Source organism: Methylobacterium sp., assembly GCF_019745455.1.
Classification (GTDB): Bacteria; Pseudomonadota; Alphaproteobacteria; order Rhizobiales; family Beijerinckiaceae; genus Methylobacterium.
Genome location: NZ_JAIETD010000181.1, coordinates 1 through 21,520 on the forward strand (window position 1 = coordinate 1; position 21,520 = coordinate 21,520).

Genomic DNA, 21,520 nt, shown 5'->3' on the forward strand with positions numbered 1-21,520 from the left:
GGCCGGTTGAAGAACCCCGCCAACGGCGAGATGGAGCTGCAGGGCCTGCCCTACGGGCCGAAGGCACGCCTCGTCCTCCTGCATCTCTGTACCGAGGCGGTCCGCCAACGCAGCCCGACGATCGCCGTGGCCGACAGCCTCTCGGGCTTCATGAAGGAGATGGGTTTTGCCGTGACGGGCGGCGAGCGCGGGACGATCCGCCAGTTCAAGGAGCAGCTCAACCGTCTTGCCGCCTGCACCATGCAGATCGGGCTCTGGGACGGGGGCGATTCCGCCCGCACCCTGAACGTTCCCCCATTCCGCCAGCTCGATCTGTGGCTGCCCCAGGGCGGCGACGGCCATGTGTGGTCGAAGACCGTCCAGTTTCACCAGGACTTCTACGACAACCTGATCCGCCATGCTCTGCCGGTCGATATCCGGGCGGCGAGGGCCTTCTCGGGCTCGGCCCGCAAGCTCGATCTGCTGTTCTGGGTCGGATATCGCCTGCGTGCCCTGCAGCGTCCCTTACGCCTGACCTGGATGAACCTTCACGCCCAATTCGGTGCCGACAACGCCAGCATCCGCAGCTTCCGCCAGGCCTTCAAAGCCGATCTCGCCCATCTGCGCGAGGTGTTTCCCAAACTGCCGATCGACCTCGACGATAATGGCATGCTGCTGCGACCTGCGGATGCGTCCAGTCTTCTCATCCCGCCGAAGCCCGGACGCGCACCTCGGCGCCAAGCCTCGCTCTAAGTAGAATATTCCATTTTATTCGGAAGATGCTATGAGGAGCACGATATCGGGATGAACCAAGGCCGGATCGGAATCGATGGCGTTCCTGACGCAGTCACAAGCCGAAGCGCGTCTCGAAATCTTGCGCCGTCAGCGCGAGGTGATCGAGCGCGAGATCGCCGATTGTCTCGCCTTCCTCGAACTCGGCCGACGTCTGCAGACGAGCCAGGCCGTCCCCTCGCCCGAGGCTCCTGTTCGACTATTTCCCGAGACGTCCGGTGAGGCCGATATCCCGCCGGCGATATCGGATCCTGGAACGCGGGGACGCGGCCGCGCGATCATCGCCGCCTGTCTCGCGACCCTGCGGGACACCGGCCGGCCGATGCACGCCTCCGAACTCCTCGATCGGCTGAGAGCTGCCGGTTTCGATGTGGCGGGGCTCGATCCCGTCGCCGCTCTCAACACCCGGCTATGGAAGCGGTCGGGTGCGGGCGGACCCTTCCGTCGATTGGGCGATGCCGTCTACGACCTCGCCCCGGAGGGAGACGCCCCGTCTGCCGACGGAGCGTCCGACACGTGAGGCTTAGAACCCGAAACCGAAGACCGGCCGCGGACCATAGACGTGGCGGCGGTAGCCGAAGCGCGGCCCGTAGAAGCCATGACGGGGTCCGTAGAAGCGGCGCGGCCCGTAGAAACCGTAGGGCCGGTAGATCGGCCGGCAATAGCCGAAGCGGTTGGGGACGAAACCGGGGCCGCAGCCATAGGCCACATTCGTCAAAGCGTCCCCGGCGAGAGATGGCCCGGTCGTGACGGCGAGGGGAGCCGCGTGGGCGGCACCGCCAAGGCTGCTGGCCAGGCCGATGCCGCCGACGATGGCCGCAGCCATCGCAAGCACCTTTTTGGACATGGGAATGATCCTCTCAGGAGGTCCGGCAGATGGAGGCGCCGGACGCCTGCGGGAATCGCAAAAACAGCCTGAATTCTCTATGAACCTAGCTGTAACCGATTGGAAACAAAAGCAATCGTCCAAGCGTCCCGTTCACCGTTTCGGGCTGAAGCTGATCGTCGCCACGGCCCGCTTGGTCCGGTCCTCCGGCCAGGGCGCCGCAGTTTGTGGCGCCCGCCCGGCATAGACCATCGTACCCTGGCCCTTGCGCATGGTGACGCTCCCGCGCGCGGTCTTGAGGGTCACCAGGCCGTCGAGGACGAGCACGCCGAAGCCGCCGTCGATCGGCCCGCCCCAGACGGTGGTCCCGCGCACTCCCAGGGTGCCGACCGCAGTGCGGATCGCGACATTTCCACCGGTCGGGCCTTCGATCTTGCCGCCGACGAACAGGAAGGCCCCGCGCGCCACCGTCAGTCCGAGTTTGCCGCCCTGGCGATCCGGCCGGTAGACGAATTCGTCGACCGTGATCTTGGCATGTTCCCCCAGGGTGAGGACGGTTCCGTCGGCGAGTTTGGATTCGAGACGCGACGCTCCTCCGGTGCGGATCATGTCCTTGAAGAAGACGGGTCCGGCGACCGTCATGTCCCTCGACTGGCCCTCGACCACCGCCACGGCCTGCCGTTCGACCTTGTCGACCTGGCCGACGACATCGGCGGCGGAGGCGGGCGGCACCGCTGCGAGTGCCGGACCGCTGGCGAGGATTGCGGCGACGGCGAAACGAGAAAAGGAGGTCATGGCAATGTTATCCGATCCTGCGCATGTTTGATTGCGATGTCGTGATGTCCCGGATCACCGCATCGGTATCTTGATCCGCCGACCTGCCCGGTGCTGCATTGTGCTTTCTGATCAGGGCGAGCGTCTCAGTCAGCGGAACGGGTTTGCCGAACAGGTAGCCCTGGCCGAAGTCGCATCCCATCGCGGTGAGTGCCTCTGCCTCCGCCGGTTGCTCGATTCCTTCCGCGACGACGGGTATGGCGAGTTCCTCGGCGAGGCGCAGGATGGTCTGGACGATCTTGCGGCTGCGTGCGTCCCCGAGCATGGCCTGGACGAAGGCTCGGTCGACCTTGAGGGTCGTGATCGGCAGCGTCGTGAGGTAGCTGAGACTGGAATACCCGGTTCCGAAATCGTCGATGGCGATTCCCATTCCGGTGTCGCGGCACTGTTCGAGCGTGTCCGATGCCTGACGCGGATCCTGCATCAGGATGCTTTCGGTGATCTCGAGCTTGAGGCTCTCGGGCGCCATGCCCGAGGTTTCCAACATCCGGGCGATCATCGCGGGGAAATCGACGAGGGCGAGATCATGGCCGGAGACGTTGACGCTTAGGAACGGAGTTCCCTCCACGGCCTGAGGGTTGTGCAGGCTCGCCAGCATGATCTGGGGCATCACACGCCCGACCTCCGACAGCGCCCAGCGCGTCAGCTCCACGATGAACCCGCTGGCTTCAGCCACCGGGATGAAGGTGAGAGGCGGCACCAATCCGCGCTCCGGATGGCGCCACCGCATCAGCGCCTCGAAACCTGCGAAGCGTCCGGTGCTCAACCGGACGATCGGCTGAAGGAAGAGTTCGAGCTCGCCCTGATCGAGGGCGCGGCGCAGTTCTCGTTCCATGACGAGTTGGCCGATCGCCTCCTTCATGCGATCGGAATGGCCCTGCCTTTCCGACGTGTCGGGCGTCGTGCTTCGATCGTCCGGTGGTGTCTCGGCCTGCTCCGCCGCGCTCGTCTGGCGGGGCAAGGCTGCCTTGCTCACCAGCGAGACCATGTCGCGGTAACGTTCGAGCACGGCACTCAGGCACATCCGCATGATCGGATCGAGCTGCGTGAGCCGGTGCTGGATCTGGTCCTCGGTGATGGGAATCAGGCTGCAATCGGCCACGACCCGCGCCGATGCGGACCGGAGACCGGCATCGAGCAGGGCCATCTCGCCGACGATCTCGCCGATGCCCCGGTTCGCGAGCGCGATCTCATCGCCCTCTCGGTTGAGGAAGATCTCGATCTCGCCATCCATGATCAGGTAGGCAGCCTGACCTGCTTCCCCTTCCGCGAACAGCATCGATCCGGCTGCTAGGTCGAGGCGTGCATACGAATTTGTCATGGACTGGCTTGGACGCCCCGTGGCCCATTCGAGGGCGACCGGACCATCGTCGCAGAAGAAGTTTAATCGAGTCTCTCAACGGGTCGGCAGACTCGATGGAGGAGAACGGAATCTGGTTGCTATCGCGATACCGAATCCCTTCACCCGTCCATGCGAGGGTGAAGATCGATCCGGTGCCCGATGCCTTGAGCGGGTGGCTATCTACTGTCGCTGACGGAGATTTCCGATGCGTCGCGTCTTGAGACGCATGTCCCCGGTTCTCGCCGGATTGGCGAGCGTCGTCGTGATCCTCGGATTGCGCGCAGCGTTGCCCGACCCCTTCGAACGGCTGCGTTTCGCCGGCTTCGACCTGATGCAGCGCGCGGCACCTCGCATCTCCGCCGAAGCGCTCCCGGTCCGGGTCATCGACATCGACGACGCCTCTCTCAAGCGGCATGGACAATGGCCCTGGCCACGAGACAAGGTTGCCGATCTCGTCGCCGGGCTGCATGAGCTCGGCGCCGCATCCATCGCCCTGGATGTCGTCTTCGCGGAACCCGACCGGACCTCGCCCCGCCGCCTTCTCGAGACCTGGCGGCAGGCTCACGGCTGGGACGTGCTTCCGAGCGGCGTCCAGTCACTTCCCGATCACGACGAGACGCTGGCCAAAGCCTTCTCCAAGGCCCGTCTCGTCGCCGGCTACGGCCTTCTTCCTGGTGCCAACGAAGGCGTCGCGCCTCGCCTTCCTGCCTTCGCCGTCATCGGGCCGAATCCGGCGTCTGTTCTCCCCTCTTTTTCCGGGATCATTCCGAACATTCCGGTACTCGACGAGGCAGCGGCCGGACATGGCAGCTTCACCATCGCGGCCGGCCGGGACGAGATCATCCGGCGCCTGCCTCTCCTGAGTGTCTTCCGCGGAAACCTCGTTCCGTCTCTCGCCCTCGAAGCGCTCAGGCTTGCCCAGGGCGAGGACACGATCCGCGTGCGGACCGAGCAGGACGGTGGTTCAGGCAACCCGGTGACCGGTTTCACGGTCCGCGTCGGTGCGTTGGATATTCCCCTCGACCGGGACGGTGCCCTGCTGCTTCATCAGAGCGGCAGCGTCCGTGAGCGCACGGTCGCGGCCTGGCAGGTGCTGGACCCGGAGGCGCGCGAGACACTGCGCGAACGTATCGCCGGACACATCGTCCTCGTCGGAACGAGTGCCGTCGGCCTCGGTGACCTGCGCCCGACGGCGCTCACCGCTTACGAGCCCGGCGTCAACATCCATGCCGAAGCCCTCGAGCAGATCCTATCGGGTCATCATCTCAACCGCCCTGCTTCGGCCGGGGGCATGGAGATCGTTGCCGCATGCGCGATGGCGCTTCTGGCCGCCATCGCGGCGGGATCATTGAATGTCCGGTTCGCGATGGGGTTGACGGCCGGCATCATCGCCGTCCTCGGCACGGGTGCATGGGTCGCTTATCGTCACGCCGGCTTGCTCGTCGACGCATCTCTCCCGCTGCTCGCGGTCGCAACGAGTTTCGCTGCCGCGATCCTCTCGCGCCACCTCCTCACCGAGCGCGATGCCGTGCACTTGCGCGAGGCCTTCACGCACTACCTCTCGCCCGACCTCGTCAATGCCCTGGCCGCCAACCCCGACCAGCTCAAGCTCGGCGGCGAGAGCCGCAGCATGACCTTTCTGTTCACGGATCTCGAAGGCTTCACGGCGCTCACCGAGACGCACGGCGCGGAAGCCCTCGTATCGCTGCTCAACGGCTATCTCGACGGCCTGTGCGGGATCGCGATGGCGCATGGCGGTACCGTGGACAAGATCGTGGGCGATGCGGTCCACGTCATGTTCAACGCGCCTCTCGACCAGCCCGACCATGCCGAGCGCGCGGTCGCCTGCGCCATCGCGATGGACTCCTTCGCCATAGGCTTCGCGACGAGCCAGAACGACAGGGGGGTTCCATTCGGCAAGACGCGCATCGGGGTCAATACCGGTGTCGCCGTCGTCGGTAATTTCGGAGGCTCGCGTCGCTTCGACTATACGGCCCATGGCGACGCCATCAACACGGCGGCCCGACTCGAGGCAGCCAACAAGGCCCTCGGCACGCGGATCTGCATCGCCGACAGCACCGTGGCCGGTTGTCCCGGCCGGTCGTTCAGGCCCGTCGGCATCCTGATGTTGCGGGGTAAGATGCAGGGCGTTCCGGTCTTCGAACCCAGCGCAGGGCTTCGGGGTGACGGAAGCGCGTTCGAGGAACGCTACCGTGAGGCCTTCGCTCGCCTCAGTGCCGGCGAGGAGGAGGGAGCCAGGGCGATGCTGGCGCTCCATGCCGAGCGCCCGGATGACACCATCGTCTCGCTTCACGCCCGCCGCATCGCATCGGGCGAGCGGTCGCTGCGGATCGCCGCCTGATCTCAACCCGCGCGGTGATGGGAATGGGTGCTGGTCTCGGTCGCGACGGCCGCACAGGTGAGGTAACGCAGCCCGAAAACGCTGAGTGCCACGAAGAACGACAGCCCATTGGGCGGGACCGGCAGATAGAGGGCGGTCTCGAAGACCGTGAGCAGCATCACGAACAGCCACATCCTGACGAGGAGAAGCGTCAGAGGGGGCATCCCCGGCGTCGGCGTGCTGGCCTGCAGATCGCGGAAAGGCTTCAGCAGATACCACCACAGCACCAAGCCGAGACCCGGCAGGCCGAGATCGAGGGCCACGCTGAGATATCCGTTATGGGCGCTCTTGATCGAGTTCACCCAGCTCTCGGCATCCGAACCGCCGCCGTAGAACACGCTGTCCCAGAAGGCGCCGTAACCGTAGCCGGTGACCGGCCGCTTGAGGATGTTGTCGATGGCGAAGTCCCAGATTTCCGTCCGGCCGGTGAAGCTGGCATTTCCCAGGATGGCCGCGACGGCCGAGCTGAGCGACGGGACGAGCACCGTGCCGACCGTGGCCGCCAGAAGCGCCGCCAGGGGACCGAACACCAGGAGCGCGCGCCACCAGGACGCCGACGACCGGGTGAGGAGCCAGCCCAGGGCCAGCACGGCCGGCATCAGCGTCATCGCTGATTTCGCGAAGGTGAGGGCGAGGAAGATCACGGAGAGCAGGGAAAGGCAGGTTCCGAGGAATGGCGCACCCATCCGGCGCCAGAACAGGCCGATGAAGACGAAGATCGCCATGATGGCGCCGGCGCCGTTCTTGTGGTTGTAGAGACCGCGCCAAGCGCCCGCATGCTCCGGCTCGGTGAGATCGAGGGCATCGTGGATGGACAGGGTCGGAGCGAGGACGAGACTGGCGTAGCAGATCACGACGATCAGGAGGGCCGTGCTTCCCAGGATGGTGGCGAACTGGCGCGGGTTGCGGGGAATGACCAGCATCGCCGCCGCCGCCGAGAGCAGGATGACGAGGGATATGAGGCGCCGTCCCGAGGTCGCAGGCGCCACGGACGTCACGGTGGTGAGGACGAACCAGGCGAGGGCGGCGAGGCAGGAGAGCGTCAGGAGCGGGCGAAGCGTCGACAGGCCTCGATGCAGGATCAGGCTTCCCGCCAGGGCGCCGACCATCACCACCAGGATCTGGTTGGCGAGATTGCCGCCGTCGCCCGCCTCGATCAGGTAGGTGCCCATGCGGTCCTGGAAGGGGCTCGACCCGACCAGAACGACCGCGAGAACGAAGACCATCGCGCCGATCCGGACCGCATCCGGAATGTCGGTCTGGCGTGAGGCCGCCACGCCGGGATGGCTCTCGATCCCTGTCGTCATATCCATGCTCCAGGCCGGGCGGGCGCCGCCTGCGGTCCCGGCACGGGACCGATCTGTGCCATCCTCTGCCACCGCCGCGATCCCTGGCCGCTCTTCAGCGGATTCCGTACCAGCCTATCGTATCGTCACAGGCTGAGAAGCGCGGCTACGAGTCCGAGATCGGTGAGCCCGTGCAGCAGCTGGTCGAAACCCATGAGCCACCAGAATCGCGCCTGGGACGGGATCAGCGCCAGCCGTCGCCCGATCGTGGCCTTCGCCTTGTCGATCGCGGCATGAATCGAGAAATCCACGAGGCAGAGCCACCAGAGCCGCGGCTCCACGACGAGGGCGACGGCGAGCGTCATGCCGGCATGGCAGCCTGCATGAGCTGCGAGCGGGAGCAGCCAGTGCCTTTCGCGCTCCTTCCCCCGCGCCATCCAGTCGGTCTGGAGCAGGAAATCCGCGAGGTAATGTTTGATCGCCATGGTGCCCGAGAGCGCCACGACCATCGAGATCGGGACCAGGGTCATGAATCTTCCGTCTTCCCCATGGTCTGAAACGGCTGCCGAACCGTGTCCTTAGTACGTCAATCGCCTTAGCGAATCCCTGACCTCAGACTTCCTCACGCGGCGGCATCCTGCGGCGCCGCTGGCGGATCGACGACGTCGCTGTTCCACTCGCGATCCATACCGCTATCGCCGAACAGGATGGATGGGGCCGCATGCACCGATTTCGGGTCGCGGCGGCGCTGGCCCAGGCCGATCGCAACCCCGCCCGAGATGCGGCGGATCTCAGCGTTTCCCGCCCTCGTCCCCGTACGAGCTTTGCCTTATGGCGAACCGGCGACACAGGCACGACGGGGATCGACAGATGGGCCTTCTGAGGACGAGCCTGAGGGCGGTGACGACGCGTGCTTTGCGCTATCGGCTCGTCGCACCGGCCTTCGAGAAGCTCTCGACCTCGCTGTTCTACAATCACGTCGCCCTGGTGAAGTCCCGACAGGCCGAGGCGATCTATCGCGATGCCGGCGGGCGGGTGCAGGACGGGCCGTTCCGCGGCCTGCATCTGAGTCCCACGGCGAACTGGGGCCACGACATGGTCGCGATGCTGCTCGGCCAGTACGAACGCGAGGTGGTGGAGGCGCTCTTCGCCCGCGACCTCTCCTCCTACGGCATGTTCGTCGACATCGGGGCGGCCAACGGGTTCTTTGCCGTCGGCATGGCTCGAGCGGCGAAGCTTCCCGTGATCGCCTACGAGCGGGATGCCGCTTCGCAGGGCGTGATCAAAGCCAATGCGGACCTGAACGGCGTCTCCCTCGACATCCGGGGCGAGGCGACGGCCAGCGTCCTTGATGCGACGCTGGCAGGTGCAGGCCGTGCCCTCGTCCTCGTCGACATCGAGGGTGCCGAGATCGCCGTCCTGGACCCTGTCGCCGTTCCGCACCTGGCGAACGCCGACCTCGTCGTCGAGAGCCACGACGTCGAGGGCCGTCGAAGCGTCGACGTCCTGACCGAGCGACTCGCCGGGACGCACGAGGCGAAGCCGATCGCGCGCGAGGGCCGCAATCCGTTCGCCTTCCCCCGCCTGTCCGCGATCCCAGACAACGAAGCCTGGATCTGCCTCAGCGAGGAGCGGGGTGCGGAATCGGGCTGGGTTCTGTTCGAGGCGAAGGCGGGGCGGTGATCGCCGCGACGATGCGTTCCCGCTCGGCCCGGCTGCCAGAGAGCCGCGCCCTCGCCGTAGCCAGGACATCCGGGGTGGCCGTCTGCGGCGTCCCAGACGAGAAAGGCGGGGCTGGCGCGTATTCGAGGGCGAGCTGAGTCGCCTCGGCGACGCTACGGCCCATCAGTTCGGCTGCCAGCGTGAGCGCGAAGTCGATCCCGGCGGTGACTCCGCCGCCGGTGAAGAGATTTCCGTCGCGCACCACCCGCTCGGCGACCGGGATCGCTCCGAAAGCCGCCAGCAGATCGAGGGCGGCCCAGTGGGTCGTCGCGCGCTTGCCCTTGAGGAGACCCGCCGCGGCGAGCACCAGCGCTCCCGTGCAGACCGAGGTGACGTAACGCGCGCCTCGCGCCTGATGTCGCACGAAGGCGATCATCGCCTCGTCCTGCATCAGCGCGTTCACGCCGACCCCGCCCGGAATGCAGATCACGTCGAGGGGAGGGCAGGAACCGCAGGTAAGCGTCGGCGTCAGCATGAGCCCGGTGGCGCTGCGCACCGGTTCGAGCCTCGCCGCGATGACGTGCACCTCGGTTTCCGGCAGGGAGGCGAAAACCTCGAAGGGCGCGGTGAGGTCGAGCTGCTGGACGCCCGGGAAGGCGAGAAGGCCGATCTGGACGGGCATCGCAGGAATCCGAAGAGCCAAGATCCTCGTCATAGGCGCCATTCGCTTTCTCCGCACGCCGAATTTGACTTTCCCATCGCCTTCCCCGACACGGGCGCCCGCCTCGGCATCCGGATCATCGGGCCGATTGCCGGCCTGGAGCCGCGCCATGAACGCCGTCACGGCCTTGTCTTCGTGAAGCGCTCGCCATGATCGATCTCGATGCCGGGCGCATCCGGCGCGGGGGCGACGCCCTGGGCGTCCTCGACATGCTTCTCGATATCGGCGCGCGCAGCCATGCCCGCGCCGGCGCGCTTCTTCTCGCCCTGTCGCTCGCGGTCTTCCTGCCTGGCCTCGTCTCGCTCCAGCCCATGGACCGCGACGAGCCGCGCTTCGCCCAGGCCTCGAAGCAGATGTTGGAGACCGGCGACCTCGTCGACATCCGGTTTCAGGCCGAGGCCCGCCACAAGAAACCGGTCGGCATCTACTGGGCCCAGGCCGCGGCGGTGGCGGCCGGGGAGGCGATGGGCGTTGCGCAAGCCCGCACGACCATAGCCCTCTATCGTATCCCCTCTCTCGTCGGAGCCCTGGCGGCCGTTCTCCTGAGCTACTGGGCGGGTCTGGCGGTGCTGACCCGGCGCGGTGCACTCCTCGCCTCCGCCCTGTTCGGAACCTGCCTGATGCTCTCGGCCGAGGCTCATCTCGCCAAGACCGACGCGTTGCTCGCCGCCTGCACGACGGCGGCGATGGGCGGGCTCGCCAGAGCCTGGATCTGGCGCGGCCGGCGCGACCTCGGGCACGCCGCAATCCTCGCTTTCTGGGTCGCCATGGCCCTCGGCATCCTGGTGAAGGGTCCGATGGTGCCGCTCTTCGTCGGGCTTCCTGCCCTCGTGCTGTCCTGGCGGGACGGCTCGGGTCGCTGGCTCCTCGCCCTGCGGCCTGCGCTGGGGCTCGGCATCACCCTCAGTGTCGTGGCGCCCTGGTTCCTCGCCATCGCATGGAAGAGCGGCGGCGCCTTCTTCGGTGCCTCGGTGGGGCAGGACATGCTGGCCAAGGTCGGCGGCGCGGCCGAGAAGCATGGGGCGCCGCCCGGCACGTATCTCCTCGTCTTCTTCGCGACCTTCTGGCCTGCCGCCCCCTTCGCGGCCCTCGGCCTGCCGCGGGCTCTTGCAAACCGGCGCGCGGATGCGGCCGCGTTCCTCCTCGCCTGGATCGTGCCGGCCTGGCTGCTGTTCGAGGCGGTGCCGACGAAGCTGCCGCATTACCTCCTGCCCTTGGTACCGGCCGTCGCGATCCTGGCGGTCGCCGCCCTGGTGCCGGCCGCGGCCCTGGAACCGTGGCAGCGCGGCACGCCGCCCGGCCGCCTGCGCCAAGCGCTCGCGGCGATCCTCGTCGTCCTCATCCCGGCCGGAATCCTCGCCGGGCTCGTCGGCACCGCCTGGCACCTCGACCGCGTCGTTCCCTGGGCGGGCCTGCCGCTCATGACAGCCGCTTGCCTCGTCGCCCTCCTCTCCGCCCTCGCCCTGATGCGCGAGACCGCCGAACGGGCTCTGATTCTCGCCGTCGCCGCCTCCGTTCTCCTTCTGCCGGGCGTGCTGGGCCTGACGCAGCCGGCGATCGCCTCCCTCAAGGTCTCGCCGCGCCTTGCCGCCATCCGAGACGGCTTGCCCTGCCGACCGAAGGTCGCCAGCCTCGGCTATCGCGAGCCCAGCCTCGTCTTCCTCATCGGCACGGACCTGACCATGCTCAATACCGGCGCCGAGGCGCGCGACTTCCTCAACGCCGGCGGATGCCGCCTCGTCTTCGTCGAGGACCGTTACGGGCCGGAATTCGAGGCGACGAAGGTGCAGGCGAAGATTGTCGGGCAGGTCATCGTTGGGCAGGTCTCCGGCTTCAACCTCAACAGTGGCCGCCGGGTCGATCTCTCCGCCTATGGGGTGGTGCCCCGATGAGCGTCCCGCGCCTCTCGGTGGTCGTCCCGGTCAAGAACGAGGCCGGCAATATCGCCGGGCTCCTCGCGGAGATCGCCGCGGCCTGCGAAGACCTCGCCCCTTTCGAGGTGATCTATGTCGATGACGGCTCGACCGACGGCACCGCCGCGGCGCTCGCCGCTGCCAGGACCCGCCATCCCTGGCTCAGGGTGCTGCGTCACTTCCGCAGCGGGGGGCAGTCGGCGGCGGTGCGCAGCGGCGTCACGGCTGCCAGAAGCGCCATCGTCGCCACCCTCGACGGCGACGGCCAGAACGACCCGGCCTTCATCCCCGCCCTGTTCTCGGCCCTCGAAGAGGCGGGAGAGGGGGCAGGCCTCGCGCAGGGCCAGCGCGTCGGGCGCAAGGACGGGCGGCTGAAGACCCTGCAATCGCGCATCGCCAACGGAGTGCGCGGCCGCATCCTCAAGGATGCCACCCGCGATACCGGCTGCGGCCTCAAGGTGTTCCGCCGCGACGTCTACCGGGCATTGCCCTATTTCGACGCGCTCCACCGCTTCATGCCGGCTCTGGTGGTCCGCGAGGGCTACACGGTGGTCCACCGCGACGTCGTCGACCGGCCGCGCTTCACCGGCCGCTCGAATTACGGCCTGTTCGACCGGCTCTGGGTCGGTCTCCTCGATCTTGCCGGGGTGTGGTGGCTGATCCGGCGCAAGCGTCCGGCACCACCGGTGCACGAGGTGAGCTGATGCTGATCCAACTCGCCGCGGACCTGCGCGGCTACGTCTACGACGTCTTCGTCACCCGTTTCGACCTCTGGCTCGTCTTCGGGCTCGCCGCCCAGCTCGTCTTCGGCTGCCGCTTCATCTTCCAATGGATCGCCAGCGAGCGGGCCGGCAAGAGCGTGATGCCGCTCTCCTTTTGGTTCCTCTCCATCGCGGGCGGATTGATGACCCTGGTCTACGGCATCGTCCGGCGCGAGCCGGTGATCATCTTCGGGCAGGGGCTGTCGACGCTGATCTACCTGCGCAACGTGGTGCTGATCCTGCGCGAGAGGCGGGCGCCGCGCGCATGAGTCCTTCTCCATGATCCCTCTGCCGCCCTTCCACGACGACCTCGACGCCTCCCTGAACGAGCTTTGGCGGCTCCTCGAAGCGGGCGCCGCGAGCGCCCGCACGGCCTTCCACACGCCCTCCCTCGCCACGATCGACGGGCAGGGGCGGCCCCAGGTCCGCACCGTGGTGCTGCGCAGCGCCGATCGGGGCAGCGGGACGCTTCGGTTCCACTGCGACCGCCGCTCGCACAAGGCGGACGACATCGCCCGATCGGGCTTTGCCGCGCTCCACGCCTACGATGCGCAGGACAAGGTCCAGATTCGTGTCTCCGGCTCCGCTACGCTCCACGCCGACGATGCGGTGGCGGATGCGGCCTGGGCCGTGTCGATGGCGATGAGCCGGGTCTGCTACGGCACCGCGCCGGCGCCCGGCACCGTCATCGCCACGGGCGGCGCCTACACCCTGCCGGACGAGGGGGCGACGGGCGGCGGCCGTGCCAATTTCTGCGCGGTCGTCGTCGCGGTCGAGACCCTCGAATTCCTCTATCTCGACCGCCGAGGCCATCGCCGGGCCGGCTGGGCGCGGAGCGGCGAGGGGTGGTCGGGGGATTGGCTCGTGCCTTGAGCCTCAGCCGCCGTGCCGCTCGCGCCAGGCCGGCGCCGGCCCGCCCGGCGAGGCCTCGTAGATCCCGATCGCGATCGAGCGGGCGAGGCAGCGTGCCGCCGCGTCGCCGATCCGGGCGAGATCGTCGAGCGGGTCGGCGAGCGGTACCAGGCCGGTGGCGACGGCGAAGACGATGTCGCCGTCGAGCGGCGTGTGGACCGGGTGGATGGCCCGTGCCAGTCCATCCTGCGCCATCACGGCGAGCCGCCGAGCCTGAGCCTTGGTGAGGCAGGCGTCGGTGGCGACCACCGCGAGCGTGGTATTGGCGCCGGGCAGCGCCTTGCGCGGCCAGTCGAAGGCCGTGGCCGGCATCGCGGCGGGAAGCCCGAGGCCCCCGAACTCGGCCTCGACCTCGAAAGGCGCGGCCCAGAACCAGGGGCCATCCCCGACCGTGACGCGTCCGAAGGCGTTGATTGCCGCGAGGGCGCCGACTCGCGCCTGCGTGCCCTGTACCCTTGCCGAGGCGGAGCCGAGCCCTCCCCTGAGTTCGGCGGCGGTGGCACCGAGCCCCGCCCCGGCCGAGCCGAGGGCGAAGTCAGCGGCGGCAGCGCAGGCCGCCGCGTAGCCGAGGTCGCGATAGGGCGGGAACCGCCCCCAATCCTTGTCGCCGCCGTTGAGGAGGTCGAACAGGATCGCGGCCGGCACGATCGGCACGCGCGCCGGGCCGATCGCGAAGCCGCGCCCCGTCTCGGCGAGGCGGGCCATGACGCCCGCGGCCGCATCGAGCCCGAAGGCCGAGCCGCCGGACAGGACGAGGGCGTCGATGCGCTCCACCGTGCGCTCGGGATCGAGGAGTTCGGTCTCGCGGGTGCCGGGACCGCCGCCGCGGATGTCGACGCCCGCCACCACGGGCTCCGCGAACAGGATCGCGGTGGTGCCGCTGATCAGCCCCGCATCATGGGCGTGGCCGACCGTGATGCCGGCGATGTCGGTGATCAGGCTGCGCATCGTCCCCTCCGGCCCGAGCATGGCATGCTCAGGTCCGAGCGGACAGACAGATCAGCGCCGGGCCGGCCCCGAGATCGGGTCGCCGCGAAGCAGGGCGTTGAGACGCTCGGTGTCGAAGCCGTCCGTGGCCTTCGGCAAGGCCGCGAGCTTCGGCAGGGCCGTCGGCAGCGGCGTCCCGGCGATGGAGCCGGTGGTGCTCGGGGCGAGTTGGTTCGTGCGGGCCATGACCGGGACCGGCGCTGCCGGCTGATGCGCGAGGCGGTCGACGCAGACGAAGCCGATGGCAAGAAGGCTCACGCCGAACACGGCGCCGGCAGCGAGGGCACGGAGGGTACGCACGTCGAACCATCCTCGAGAGAATACGTGATTCACCAAGGCGTAGCGCAAGCCCGTTAACGAAACGGACCAGCTGGGTTCATCCGTTCCGGTCGCCGGCCGCCAGGCGCCGCTCGATGAAGCCGGCATAGCGCGCCATGGCGAAGCAGGCCGCGAAATAGACGAGGGCGGCGAAGGCGTAGGCCGTCAGCGGCACCATCGGCGCCGACCAGCGCGGATCGGCCCGCGAGGCCTCGATCGTGCGGATGAAATCGGCGATGCCGACGATGCCGACGAGGGTCGTGTCCTTGAAGAGGCCGATCATCGTGTTGACGATGCCCGGCACCACGATCTTCAGGGCCTGGGGCAGGATGACGTGGCGCATGGCCTGGGCCTTCGTCAGCCCGAGGGCCGCCGCCGCCTCGGCCTGGCCCTTCGGGATCGCCTGGAGGCCGCCGCGCACCACCTCCGCCATGTAGGCCGAGGCGAAGAGCGCGATGCCGATCAGCGGCCGCACCAGCCGGTCGACGGTGAGGTCGCCGGGCAGGAACAGCGGCAGCATCACGTTGGCCATGAACAGGACGGTGATGAGCGGCACGCCGCGCCAGAACTCGATGAAGCCGATGCAGGCATAGCGCAGCACCGGCAGCGAGGAGCGCCGGCCGAGCGCCAGCAGGATGCCGAGCGGCAGCGATGCGACGATGCCGGTGAGCGCCACCACGATCGTGACGAGGAGCCCTCCCCAGAGCGCCGTCGGCACCGGCCTGAGGCCGAGAAGCGGGCTGCCAGAGAGGAGGACGAACCCGGCAAGCGGCAGGATGCCGAAGGAGACGATCGCGCCGAGACCCCGCCGCGGCGCGTCGAGCCAGAGCATCCAGGTCAGGCCGAAGGCGGCCAGCGCGAAGACGAGGTTCACCCGCCAGCGCTCGGCGAGCGGGTAGGAGCCGTAGACGAAGTACCCGAACTTCTCGCCGATGAAGGCCCAGCAGGCGCCGACCGGCCGCCCGACGACCTCCGGGCGGCAAGCCTCGCCCGACGTACCGGACCAGACCGCGTCGACGAACAGGAAGCGCAGGACCGGCGGCACGGCCCAGGCGAGAAGGGCGAGGATCGCCAGGGTGGTCAGCGTGTTCCCGAACCCCGAGAACAGGTTCGTGCGCGCCCAGGCGAGGGGGCCGGCGACGGAGCGCGGGGGCGCGGCCTCGGCCATCAGCGCTCCACCGGGGCGATGCGGCGATTATAGAGGTTCATCGCCAGAGCCGTCGCCAGGCTGATCGTCAGGTACACCGCCATGGTGATCGCCACCGCTTCCATCGCCTGGTTGGTCTGGTTGAGCACCGTGCCCATCACGACGTGGACGAGGTCGGGATAGCCGATCAGCACCGCGAGCGACGAGTTCTTGGTGAGCGTCAGGTACTGGCTGGTGAGGGGCGGCACGATCACCCGCATCGCCTGCGGCACCACGACGGAGCGCAGGGCTTGGGCCCGCGTCATGCCGAGGGCCAGGGCCGCCGCGTTCTGGCCGGCGGACACGCTGGCGAGCCCCGCCCGCACGATCTCGGCGATGAAGGCGGCGGTGTAGGTCGAGAGCCCGAGGAGGAGGGCGGCGAATTCCGGCAGGATGCTCAGGCCGCCCTCGATGTCATAGGGGCCGGCCTGGGGCCATGAGACGGCTGGCGATCCAGCGGGATCGATCCAGGGAAGGTAGAGCCCGCGCTGGCTCAGATAGGCCCCGGCGAAGCTCGCCGGGTGCTGAGGATCGGGCAGGGCGATGCGCACCGCCACGTACCAGACCAGGAGCTGCAGCAGCAGCGGCAGGTTGCGGAACAGGTCGACATAGGCGGCAGCGAGCCAGCGCGCGAGGAGGTTCGGCCCCCGCCGCGCGATGCCGATGGTGAAGCCGAGAATCGTGGCGAGCACGATGCCGAGGGCCGAGACCAGCAGGGTGTTGAGGAGCCCGACGAGGATCGCGCCGGCATAGGTCGAGGTCGCGGCCGAATAGGCGACCAGCCGCTGGCTGATGTCGAAGTCGGCGACCCGCCCGAGGAAATCGAAGCCGGCGACGATCCCCTGGCGCGCCAGCTTCTCGGAGGCGTTGCCGGCTGCCGCATAGGCGAGGGCCGCGATGGCGAGGAGGAGTGCCGCCTGGACCGCGAGGGAGCGCAGCCTCACCGGATCGGCGGCCCGTACTGCAGGCCTCCCTTGGTCCAGAGCGCGTTGAGCCCGCGCGGGACCTTCAGGGGCGAACCCTCGCCGACATTGCGGGTGAAGACGTCGCCGTAATTGCCGACATGGCGCACGATCCGGTAGGCCCAATCGGAGGTCAGCCCCATCGCCTCGCCGTAGCGGCCCTCGAGCCCGAGGATGCGGCGCGCATCCGGCCCGAGCACCGATTTGCGCTGTTCCTCGACATTGGCCTGGCCGATCCCGGCCTCTTCCGCGTCGAGCATCGCGTAGTGGGTCCAGGCGACGATGTCGCGCCAGGGGTCGTCGCCCTGGCGCACGGCCGGGGCGAAGGGCTCCTTCGAGATCGTCTCGTCGAGGATGACGTGCTCGTCTGGATGCGCGGTCTTGAGGCGCTCGCCGTAGAGGGAGGACTTGTCGGTCGAGTAGGCGTCGCAGCGGCCGGATTCGTAGGCGCCGAGGGTCTGCTCGCTGTTGGCGAAGGTGACGACCCGGTAGGTCAAGTCGCGGGTGCGGAACCAGTCGGCGAGGTTGAGCTCCGTGGTGGTGCCCTGCTGCAGGCAGATCGTCGCCCGGTCGAGCTGCTTGACCTGCGCGATCCCGCGCTCCTTGCGCACCAGGAAACCCTGGCCGTCGAAGAAGGTGATGGCGGGGAAATTCATCGCGGCGGAGTCGCGCGACAGGGTCCAGGTCGTGTTGCGGGCCAGCACGTCGACCTCGCCCGACTGCACCGCCGTGAAGCGCGCCGCCGAGGAGAGCGGGATGAACCGCACTGCCTTGGGATCGTCGAAGATCGCCGCGGCCAGCGCCCTGCAGAAATCGACGTCGAGGCCGCGCCATTCGCCCTGGCTGTCCGGCACGCTGAACCCCGCCACGCCGGGGCTCACGCCGCAGACGAGATGGCCGCGGGCCTTGACCTGGCCGAGGGTGCCCTGCGGTGGCGAGCTCTGAGCGAGGGCGGGTGTGACGATCAGGGCGGTGAGAGCGGCCGCTCCCGCCAGAGCCCTCATCCTGAGGCGCCGCAGCGAAGCGGAGGCCTCGAAGGAGGCTTCCAGAACCCGAGGCGCGACCCGGAGTTCTCCTTCGAGGCCGCTGCGCGGCACCTCAGGATGAGGTCGTTGATGGGATGGATCGGCCAAAGTCGATGCCCGCAGTCCCGCGATGACGATGGGGCCATTGCGAAGGATGATGCCCTCCGGTCAAGCCCGGCGGCTTGACGCCATACCCTCGCGCGGCCTGCGATCGCATCGCAAGACCGGTATCGCCATCGGCTCAGCCAAGTTACCTGTCCAACGCCCGGCGCACGCCCTCGGGATCGCGGGCAATGACGGTCAGATAGGCGCGCGTGGGCTGGTCGGGCGTGGCGCGCCCTTGCTCCCAGTCGCGCAACGTGCCGAGCGGAATATGGTAGCGGGCCGCGAACTCCTCCTGCGTCAGCGCCAGGGCACGGCGCAGCGTCTTCACGCGCGGAATCCGTCGGGTGTCGCGCATCTCCTCATCCGTCATAGGCCGTGCGTCGGGATCGGCTGCCGCCGCGGCGCTCACTTCGGCCTCGGTCAGCGGCCGCATCGTTGAGGGCGCAAAGAGCTGTTCGCCGCCATCGTCCAGCACTTGCACGAAACGCCCATCAGGCTGAATTCTCGCGGTAATATCGGTCTTGCTCATGTCGTTCTGCCCGCCGGGCTGAGATGAGACGGATGTGATCGGCGCGTTCCGTATAGGTCACGTGGAGAAGGACGTTGCCGCACATGGCGAGCATGCTGACGCGCTCCTCGCCGTAATCCTCACGATCGTCGATCCATTCGACCGCGAAAGGATCTCGGAATGCCTCGCCCACCTCCTCGAAAGCGATGCCGTGATCACGCCGGTTGGCAGCAGCCTTGCGGGAATCCCAGCGGTATCGCTCAGTCATCAATGTACTGATTGCCCGTAGTCACAGCAAGCCGTGAGATGTTGCCGACCTCCAGCCCAACTTGCGGTTGAGGCTCCTCCGGTCAAGCCCGGCGGGTTGACGTCGGCGGTCCGTGCGGGCTGTGATCGCAGCGCAATATCTCGTGTCTCAGCCCTCGGTGCCGATGTCGAACACACCTCCCCGCGATCCTGCGCGCTTCGGCCAGAGCACCCGCCTCGTCCATGCCGGGCGCGACCCTTCCGCCCAGTACGGCTTCGTCAACGCGCCGATCTATCGCGGCTCGACGGTGCTGTTCCCGACCTACGACGACCTGATGCACCGGCGCGGGCGCTACGATTACGGCACCAGCGGCTCGCCGACGATGGATGCGCTGAAGACCGCCTGGAGCGAGCTCTCGGGCGCCGCCGGCACGGTGCTGACGCCCTCCGGCCTCGCGGCGCTGACCGTGGCGCTGATGTCGGTGACGAGCGCCGGCGACCATCTCCTGGTGAGCGATTCCGCCTACCGGCCGACCCGGCTGTTCTGCGACGGCGTGCTCAAGCGCTACGGCGTCGAGGTGACCTATTACGATCCCCTGATCGGTGCCGGGATCGTTGCGCTGATGCGGGAGAACACCAGGGCGGTGCTGGTCGAGGCGCCGGGCTCGCAGAGCTTCGAGATGCAGGACGTGCCCGCCATCGCCGAGATCGTCCATGCCCACGGCGCTGCGGTCGTCATGGACAATACCTGGGCGACGCCGCTGCTGTTTCCCGCCCATGAGCGGGGCGCCGACATCGTCGTCGAGGCCGGCACCAAGTATCTCAGCGGTGGCTCGGACCTGCTGCTCGGCCTCACTTCCGCCAACGCGAAGCACTGGCCGGCCCTGCACCGGACCTTCGAGCATTTCGCCATGTGCGCCGGACCCGAAGATGTCTTCCTGGCGCTCAGGGGCCTGCGCACGATGGCGCTTCGGTTGCGCGAGCACGGCCGCCAGGCGCTCGCCATGGCGGAGTGGCTGCAGACGCGGCCGGAGGTGCTCCGCGTCCTCCATCCGGCCCTGCCGGACGATCCCGGCCACGCGATCTGGAAGCGTGATTTCTCAGGGGCCTCGGGCCTGTTCGGAGTCATCCTCAAGCCCGCGCCGAAGGCGGCGCTCGCCGCCATGCTCGACGGTCTGGAGCTGTTCGGGATGGGCTTCTCCTGGGGCGGCTTCGAGAGCCTCGTCATCCCGTTCGACTGCACGCCCTACCGCACGGCCACCCGTTGGGAGCCGGGCGGGCAGGGGCTTCGCTTCCATATCGGGCTCGAGGACATCGCGGATCTGCAGGCCGATCTCGATGCCGGCTTCGCCCGGCTTCGCGCGGCGATGTGAGAATTCTCAGGCTTCGCGGCCATCCTCGATGAGCTGCGCCAAGCCCGAATCGACCTCGGCGCCGAGCATCTTGCGCTCGGCCGGTGTCAGGTCCGCCGCCCAGCCGCGCTGGCCGAAGCCCTCGGCGCATTTGGCCCTCTCGCCCTCGATATAGGCGACCGTCGCGTCGGGCTCCGTCCGCATCGCCTGGGCGAAACCGAACCAGGCCGCACGCTCCACCACGGCGAGGCGAGCGCGCAGGCGGATCATCACGGCCCGATCGGGGCTGACCTCGTCCATCGGCACTCTCCGGTTCAGCGACGCTGTTCGCAGCGCGTCTTGACGTAGCTGCCGTCCTCGCCGCCATGGCCGGCGCTGGCGGCGAGCACCGGACCCTGAAGCAGGCATTCCTGCAGCGAGTGGGCCGGCCCGGTGATCACGTCGAGGGCGGTCTCGCGGGTGCAGTCGGGCTGCGCGATGCTGGCGGCGCAGACGAGGGCGACGACGATGATCGTATTCATCACCGGCAAGATAGATCAGGGCCGGCCCGCAGCAAGGGGCCCTGATCAGGCGGTGCGCACCGCCTGCGGCCGGCTCGCGGAACTCCATTGCATCAGCCCGACCATGACCAGGATGGTGCCAAGATAGGTCGCGACCTGGAGCGCGCTCGGCCGGTCGGTGTAGCCGACGAGGGCATGCAGGACGCGGCCCGGCAGGCTGCCCTCGGGCAACAGGGCCGAGGTGTTCCACAGGGTCTGCCCGAGAACCGTGAGGAGGCCGGCATTCGAGAGGAATTGCGCCGCCTGCGCCGCGAGCCCCGCGGCCAGGAGCACGATGAGGGCCGAGGTCACAGAGAAGACGTAGCGGGTCGGGATCGCGCTGAGCCCGAGATAGCTGATCCCCGAGACGGCGACGCCCACGCCGACGCCGAGCAGCGCACCGAGCTGCAGCTCCGGGCCCGAGGTGCCCGAGGCGACGAGGCCGTAGAGGAACAGCACGAGCTCGGCGCCCTCGCGCAGGATCGCGGCTCCGACCACGATGGCGAGCGCCGCCAGGGTGCGGTCGCCCCGGCGCACGGCATCCCCGGTGGCGCGCAGATCGCCCGCGAGCTCGCGCCCGTGACGGCTCATCCAGGTGTTGTGCCAGACGAGCATCAGCACGGCGAGGATCAGCACGGCGGCGTTGAGGATGTCCTGGCCGGTGCCCTCGAACGAGTCCGAGATCCGTTCCGCGAACAGGGCGAGCAGGGCCGCCCCGGCAAGGCCGCCCGCGATACCGAGGGCGATCCAGCTTCTGGCACCGGCAAGGCCGCGGGTGGCGGCGAGCACGATGCCGACGATGAGGCCGGCCTCGATGACCTCCCGGAAGGCGATAACGAAGGCTCCGATCACGGCGCGGTCTC

Annotated in this window: 25 protein-coding genes; 9 read left to right on the plus strand and 16 right to left on the minus strand. The window is 68.4% G+C overall.

Going from position 1 to position 21,520, the window contains the following annotated elements; all coding sequences use genetic code 11:
* Window positions 1-732 (plus strand): replication protein RepA (locus tag K2Y56_RS26060; protein WP_292514977.1); only part of this gene is annotated, 732 nt, incomplete at its 5' end.
* Window positions 733-808: 76 nt separating this feature from the next.
* On the plus strand, window positions 809-1,291 hold the full coding sequence (locus tag K2Y56_RS26065; RefSeq protein ID WP_292514980.1) for a hypothetical protein: 483 nt from the start codon (window positions 809-811) through the stop codon (window positions 1,289-1,291).
* A gap of 3 nt (window positions 1,292-1,294) precedes the next feature.
* Here K2Y56_RS26065 and K2Y56_RS26070 read toward each other — a convergent pair whose 3' ends face one another.
* The 3 genes from K2Y56_RS26070 to K2Y56_RS26080 form a co-directional block, all read right to left on the minus strand.
* Complete coding sequence (locus K2Y56_RS26070) at window positions 1,295-1,618, minus strand: hypothetical protein (protein WP_292514982.1); 324 nt, start codon at window positions 1,616-1,618, stop codon at window positions 1,295-1,297.
* A gap of 132 nt (window positions 1,619-1,750) precedes the next feature.
* The gene (locus K2Y56_RS26075) at window positions 1,751-2,392 is read right to left on the minus strand and encodes a FecR family protein (protein ID WP_292514985.1); all 642 of its coding nucleotides are present in this window, start codon (window positions 2,390-2,392) and stop codon (window positions 1,751-1,753) included.
* Between the two features lie 7 nt (window positions 2,393-2,399).
* A complete protein-coding gene (locus K2Y56_RS26080; protein WP_292514988.1) occupies window positions 2,400-3,752 on the minus strand; it encodes an EAL domain-containing protein in 1,353 nt (450 codons plus the stop codon).
* Window positions 3,753-3,999: 247 nt separating this feature from the next.
* On the opposite strand from K2Y56_RS26080, the gene K2Y56_RS26085 reads away from it, so the two are divergent.
* Entirely contained in the window at window positions 4,000-6,135 is a 2,136-nt protein-coding gene (locus tag K2Y56_RS26085; RefSeq protein ID WP_292514991.1) for an adenylate/guanylate cyclase domain-containing protein, read from the plus strand.
* 2 nt (window positions 6,136-6,137) lie between these two features.
* On the opposite strand, the gene K2Y56_RS26090 is transcribed toward K2Y56_RS26085, so the two are convergent.
* Window positions 6,138-7,481 carry an O-antigen ligase gene (locus tag K2Y56_RS26090; protein WP_292514993.1) on the minus strand — a complete coding sequence of 448 codons (1,344 nt, stop codon included), beginning with the start codon at window positions 7,479-7,481 and terminating at the stop codon, window positions 6,138-6,140.
* A 125-nt stretch (window positions 7,482-7,606) separates the two neighbouring features.
* Window positions 7,607-7,990, minus strand: coding sequence for a DUF3307 domain-containing protein (locus K2Y56_RS26095; protein WP_292514996.1), 384 nt, complete (start codon window positions 7,988-7,990; stop codon window positions 7,607-7,609).
* A gap of 340 nt (window positions 7,991-8,330) precedes the next feature.
* Between K2Y56_RS26095 and K2Y56_RS26100 the strand changes: the two genes are divergently transcribed.
* Window positions 8,331-9,143, plus strand: coding sequence for a hypothetical protein (locus K2Y56_RS26100; protein ID WP_292515000.1), 813 nt, complete (start codon window positions 8,331-8,333; stop codon window positions 9,141-9,143).
* On the opposite strand, the gene K2Y56_RS26105 is transcribed toward K2Y56_RS26100, so the two are convergent.
* Window positions 9,082-9,804 (minus strand): DJ-1/PfpI family protein, encoded by a 723-nt coding sequence (locus tag K2Y56_RS26105; RefSeq protein ID WP_292515003.1) that lies wholly within the window; start codon window positions 9,802-9,804, stop codon window positions 9,082-9,084. The genes K2Y56_RS26100 and K2Y56_RS26105 overlap by 62 nt on opposite strands.
* Before the next feature lie 188 nt (window positions 9,805-9,992).
* Between K2Y56_RS26105 and K2Y56_RS26110 the strand changes: the two genes are divergently transcribed.
* Genes K2Y56_RS26110 through K2Y56_RS26125 form a run of 4 tightly spaced genes read left to right on the plus strand, consistent with a single transcriptional unit; the run spans window position 9,993 to window position 13,390 of the window.
* The gene (locus K2Y56_RS26110; protein WP_292515006.1) at window positions 9,993-11,735 is read left to right on the plus strand and encodes a phospholipid carrier-dependent glycosyltransferase; all 1,743 of its coding nucleotides are present in this window, start codon (window positions 9,993-9,995) and stop codon (window positions 11,733-11,735) included.
* Window positions 11,732-12,460: a glycosyltransferase family 2 protein gene (locus K2Y56_RS26115; RefSeq protein ID WP_292515009.1), complete on the plus strand. Its 729-nt coding sequence runs from the start codon at window positions 11,732-11,734 to the stop codon at window positions 12,458-12,460. The genes K2Y56_RS26110 and K2Y56_RS26115 overlap by 4 nt, the downstream gene beginning before the upstream one ends.
* Window positions 12,460-12,786: a lipid-A-disaccharide synthase N-terminal domain-containing protein gene (locus K2Y56_RS26120; protein ID WP_292515012.1), complete on the plus strand. Its 327-nt coding sequence runs from the start codon at window positions 12,460-12,462 to the stop codon at window positions 12,784-12,786. The genes K2Y56_RS26115 and K2Y56_RS26120 overlap by 1 nt, the downstream gene beginning before the upstream one ends.
* Before the next feature lie 10 nt (window positions 12,787-12,796).
* Complete coding sequence (locus tag K2Y56_RS26125; protein ID WP_292515015.1) at window positions 12,797-13,390, plus strand: pyridoxamine 5'-phosphate oxidase family protein; 594 nt, start codon at window positions 12,797-12,799, stop codon at window positions 13,388-13,390.
* Between the two features lie 3 nt (window positions 13,391-13,393).
* Here K2Y56_RS26125 and K2Y56_RS26130 read toward each other — a convergent pair whose 3' ends face one another.
* The 7 genes from K2Y56_RS26130 to K2Y56_RS26160 all read right to left on the minus strand — a co-directional run bounded on the left by K2Y56_RS26130 (window position 13,394) and on the right by K2Y56_RS26160 (window position 18,788).
* Complete coding sequence (locus K2Y56_RS26130) at window positions 13,394-14,377, minus strand: P1 family peptidase (protein WP_292515018.1); 984 nt, start codon at window positions 14,375-14,377, stop codon at window positions 13,394-13,396.
* A 51-nt stretch (window positions 14,378-14,428) separates the two neighbouring features.
* The gene (locus tag K2Y56_RS26135) at window positions 14,429-14,716 is read right to left on the minus strand and encodes a hypothetical protein (protein ID WP_292515021.1); all 288 of its coding nucleotides are present in this window, start codon (window positions 14,714-14,716) and stop codon (window positions 14,429-14,431) included.
* Window positions 14,717-14,792: 76 nt separating this feature from the next.
* Window positions 14,793-15,902 carry an amino acid ABC transporter permease gene (locus tag K2Y56_RS26140; protein WP_292515025.1) on the minus strand — a complete coding sequence of 370 codons (1,110 nt, stop codon included), beginning with the start codon at window positions 15,900-15,902 and terminating at the stop codon, window positions 14,793-14,795.
* Complete coding sequence (locus tag K2Y56_RS26145; RefSeq protein WP_292515028.1) at window positions 15,902-16,864, minus strand: ABC transporter permease subunit; 963 nt, start codon at window positions 16,862-16,864, stop codon at window positions 15,902-15,904. The genes K2Y56_RS26140 and K2Y56_RS26145 overlap by 1 nt, the downstream gene beginning before the upstream one ends.
* On the minus strand, window positions 16,861-17,886 hold the full coding sequence (locus K2Y56_RS26150) for an amino acid ABC transporter substrate-binding protein (protein ID WP_292515049.1): 1,026 nt from the start codon (window positions 17,884-17,886) through the stop codon (window positions 16,861-16,863). Before K2Y56_RS26150 ends, K2Y56_RS26145 begins: the two co-directional genes overlap by 4 nt.
* Before the next feature lie 271 nt (window positions 17,887-18,157).
* Entirely contained in the window at window positions 18,158-18,541 is a 384-nt protein-coding gene (locus K2Y56_RS26155) for a helix-turn-helix domain-containing protein (protein WP_366849557.1), read from the minus strand.
* On the minus strand, window positions 18,504-18,788 hold the full coding sequence (locus K2Y56_RS26160; RefSeq protein ID WP_292515031.1) for a BrnT family toxin: 285 nt from the start codon (window positions 18,786-18,788) through the stop codon (window positions 18,504-18,506). The genes K2Y56_RS26155 and K2Y56_RS26160 overlap by 38 nt, the downstream gene beginning before the upstream one ends.
* A 163-nt stretch (window positions 18,789-18,951) precedes the next feature.
* Between K2Y56_RS26160 and metC the strand changes: the two genes are divergently transcribed.
* Window positions 18,952-20,139 carry a cystathionine beta-lyase gene (metC, locus tag K2Y56_RS26165; protein ID WP_292515054.1) on the plus strand — a complete coding sequence of 396 codons (1,188 nt, stop codon included), beginning with the start codon at window positions 18,952-18,954 and terminating at the stop codon, window positions 20,137-20,139.
* A gap of 6 nt (window positions 20,140-20,145) precedes the next feature.
* On the opposite strand, the gene K2Y56_RS26170 is transcribed toward metC, so the two are convergent.
* The 3 genes from K2Y56_RS26170 to K2Y56_RS26180 are packed head-to-tail and all read right to left on the minus strand — an operon-like array spanning window position 20,146 to window position 21,509.
* Window positions 20,146-20,424, minus strand: coding sequence for a hypothetical protein (locus K2Y56_RS26170; RefSeq protein ID WP_292515033.1), 279 nt, complete (start codon window positions 20,422-20,424; stop codon window positions 20,146-20,148).
* A gap of 8 nt (window positions 20,425-20,432) precedes the next feature.
* A complete protein-coding gene (locus K2Y56_RS26175; RefSeq protein WP_292515057.1) occupies window positions 20,433-20,639 on the minus strand; it encodes a hypothetical protein in 207 nt (68 codons plus the stop codon).
* 45 nt (window positions 20,640-20,684) lie between these two features.
* Window positions 20,685-21,509 carry an FTR1 family protein gene (locus tag K2Y56_RS26180; protein ID WP_292515034.1) on the minus strand — a complete coding sequence of 275 codons (825 nt, stop codon included), beginning with the start codon at window positions 21,507-21,509 and terminating at the stop codon, window positions 20,685-20,687.
* Between the last annotated feature and the right edge of the window lie 11 nt (window positions 21,510-21,520).

Excerpts from the sequence above, each read along its gene's own strand:
- K2Y56_RS26160 (WP_292515031.1), bottom strand. The coding sequence starts at position 18,788 with ATGACTGAGCGATACCGCTGGGATTCCCGCAAGGCTGCTGCCAACCGG.
- K2Y56_RS26085 (WP_292514991.1), top strand. The coding sequence starts at position 4,000 with ATGTCCCCGGTTCTCGCCGGATTGGCGAGCGTCGTCGTGATCCTCGGA.
- metC (WP_292515054.1), top strand. The coding sequence starts at position 18,952 with ATGTCGAACACACCTCCCCGCGATCCTGCGCGCTTCGGCCAGAGCACC.
- K2Y56_RS26065 (WP_292514980.1), top strand. The coding sequence starts at position 809 with ATGGCGTTCCTGACGCAGTCACAAGCCGAAGCGCGTCTCGAAATCTTG.
- K2Y56_RS26105 (WP_292515003.1), bottom strand. The coding sequence starts at position 9,804 with ATGCCCGTCCAGATCGGCCTTCTCGCCTTCCCGGGCGTCCAGCAGCTC.
- K2Y56_RS26075 (WP_292514985.1), bottom strand. The coding sequence starts at position 2,392 with ATGACCTCCTTTTCTCGTTTCGCCGTCGCCGCAATCCTCGCCAGCGGT.
- K2Y56_RS26115 (WP_292515009.1), top strand. The coding sequence starts at position 11,732 with ATGAGCGTCCCGCGCCTCTCGGTGGTCGTCCCGGTCAAGAACGAGGCC.
- K2Y56_RS26140 (WP_292515025.1), bottom strand. The coding sequence starts at position 15,902 with ATGGCCGAGGCCGCGCCCCCGCGCTCCGTCGCCGGCCCCCTCGCCTGG.
- K2Y56_RS26155 (WP_366849557.1), bottom strand. The coding sequence starts at position 18,541 with ATGAGCAAGACCGATATTACCGCGAGAATTCAGCCTGATGGGCGTTTC.
- K2Y56_RS26175 (WP_292515057.1), bottom strand. The coding sequence starts at position 20,639 with ATGAATACGATCATCGTCGTCGCCCTCGTCTGCGCCGCCAGCATCGCG.
- K2Y56_RS26110 (WP_292515006.1), top strand. The coding sequence starts at position 9,993 with ATGATCGATCTCGATGCCGGGCGCATCCGGCGCGGGGGCGACGCCCTG.
- K2Y56_RS26100 (WP_292515000.1), top strand. The coding sequence starts at position 8,331 with ATGGGCCTTCTGAGGACGAGCCTGAGGGCGGTGACGACGCGTGCTTTG.
- K2Y56_RS26130 (WP_292515018.1), bottom strand. The coding sequence starts at position 14,377 with ATGCGCAGCCTGATCACCGACATCGCCGGCATCACGGTCGGCCACGCC.
- K2Y56_RS26080 (WP_292514988.1), bottom strand. The coding sequence starts at position 3,752 with ATGACAAATTCGTATGCACGCCTCGACCTAGCAGCCGGATCGATGCTG.
- K2Y56_RS26070 (WP_292514982.1), bottom strand. The coding sequence starts at position 1,618 with ATGTCCAAAAAGGTGCTTGCGATGGCTGCGGCCATCGTCGGCGGCATC.
- K2Y56_RS26095 (WP_292514996.1), bottom strand. The coding sequence starts at position 7,990 with ATGACCCTGGTCCCGATCTCGATGGTCGTGGCGCTCTCGGGCACCATG.
- K2Y56_RS26120 (WP_292515012.1), top strand. The coding sequence starts at position 12,460 with ATGCTGATCCAACTCGCCGCGGACCTGCGCGGCTACGTCTACGACGTC.
- K2Y56_RS26125 (WP_292515015.1), top strand. The coding sequence starts at position 12,797 with ATGATCCCTCTGCCGCCCTTCCACGACGACCTCGACGCCTCCCTGAAC.
- K2Y56_RS26090 (WP_292514993.1), bottom strand. The coding sequence starts at position 7,481 with ATGACGACAGGGATCGAGAGCCATCCCGGCGTGGCGGCCTCACGCCAG.
- K2Y56_RS26150 (WP_292515049.1), bottom strand. The coding sequence starts at position 17,886 with ATGAGGGCTCTGGCGGGAGCGGCCGCTCTCACCGCCCTGATCGTCACA.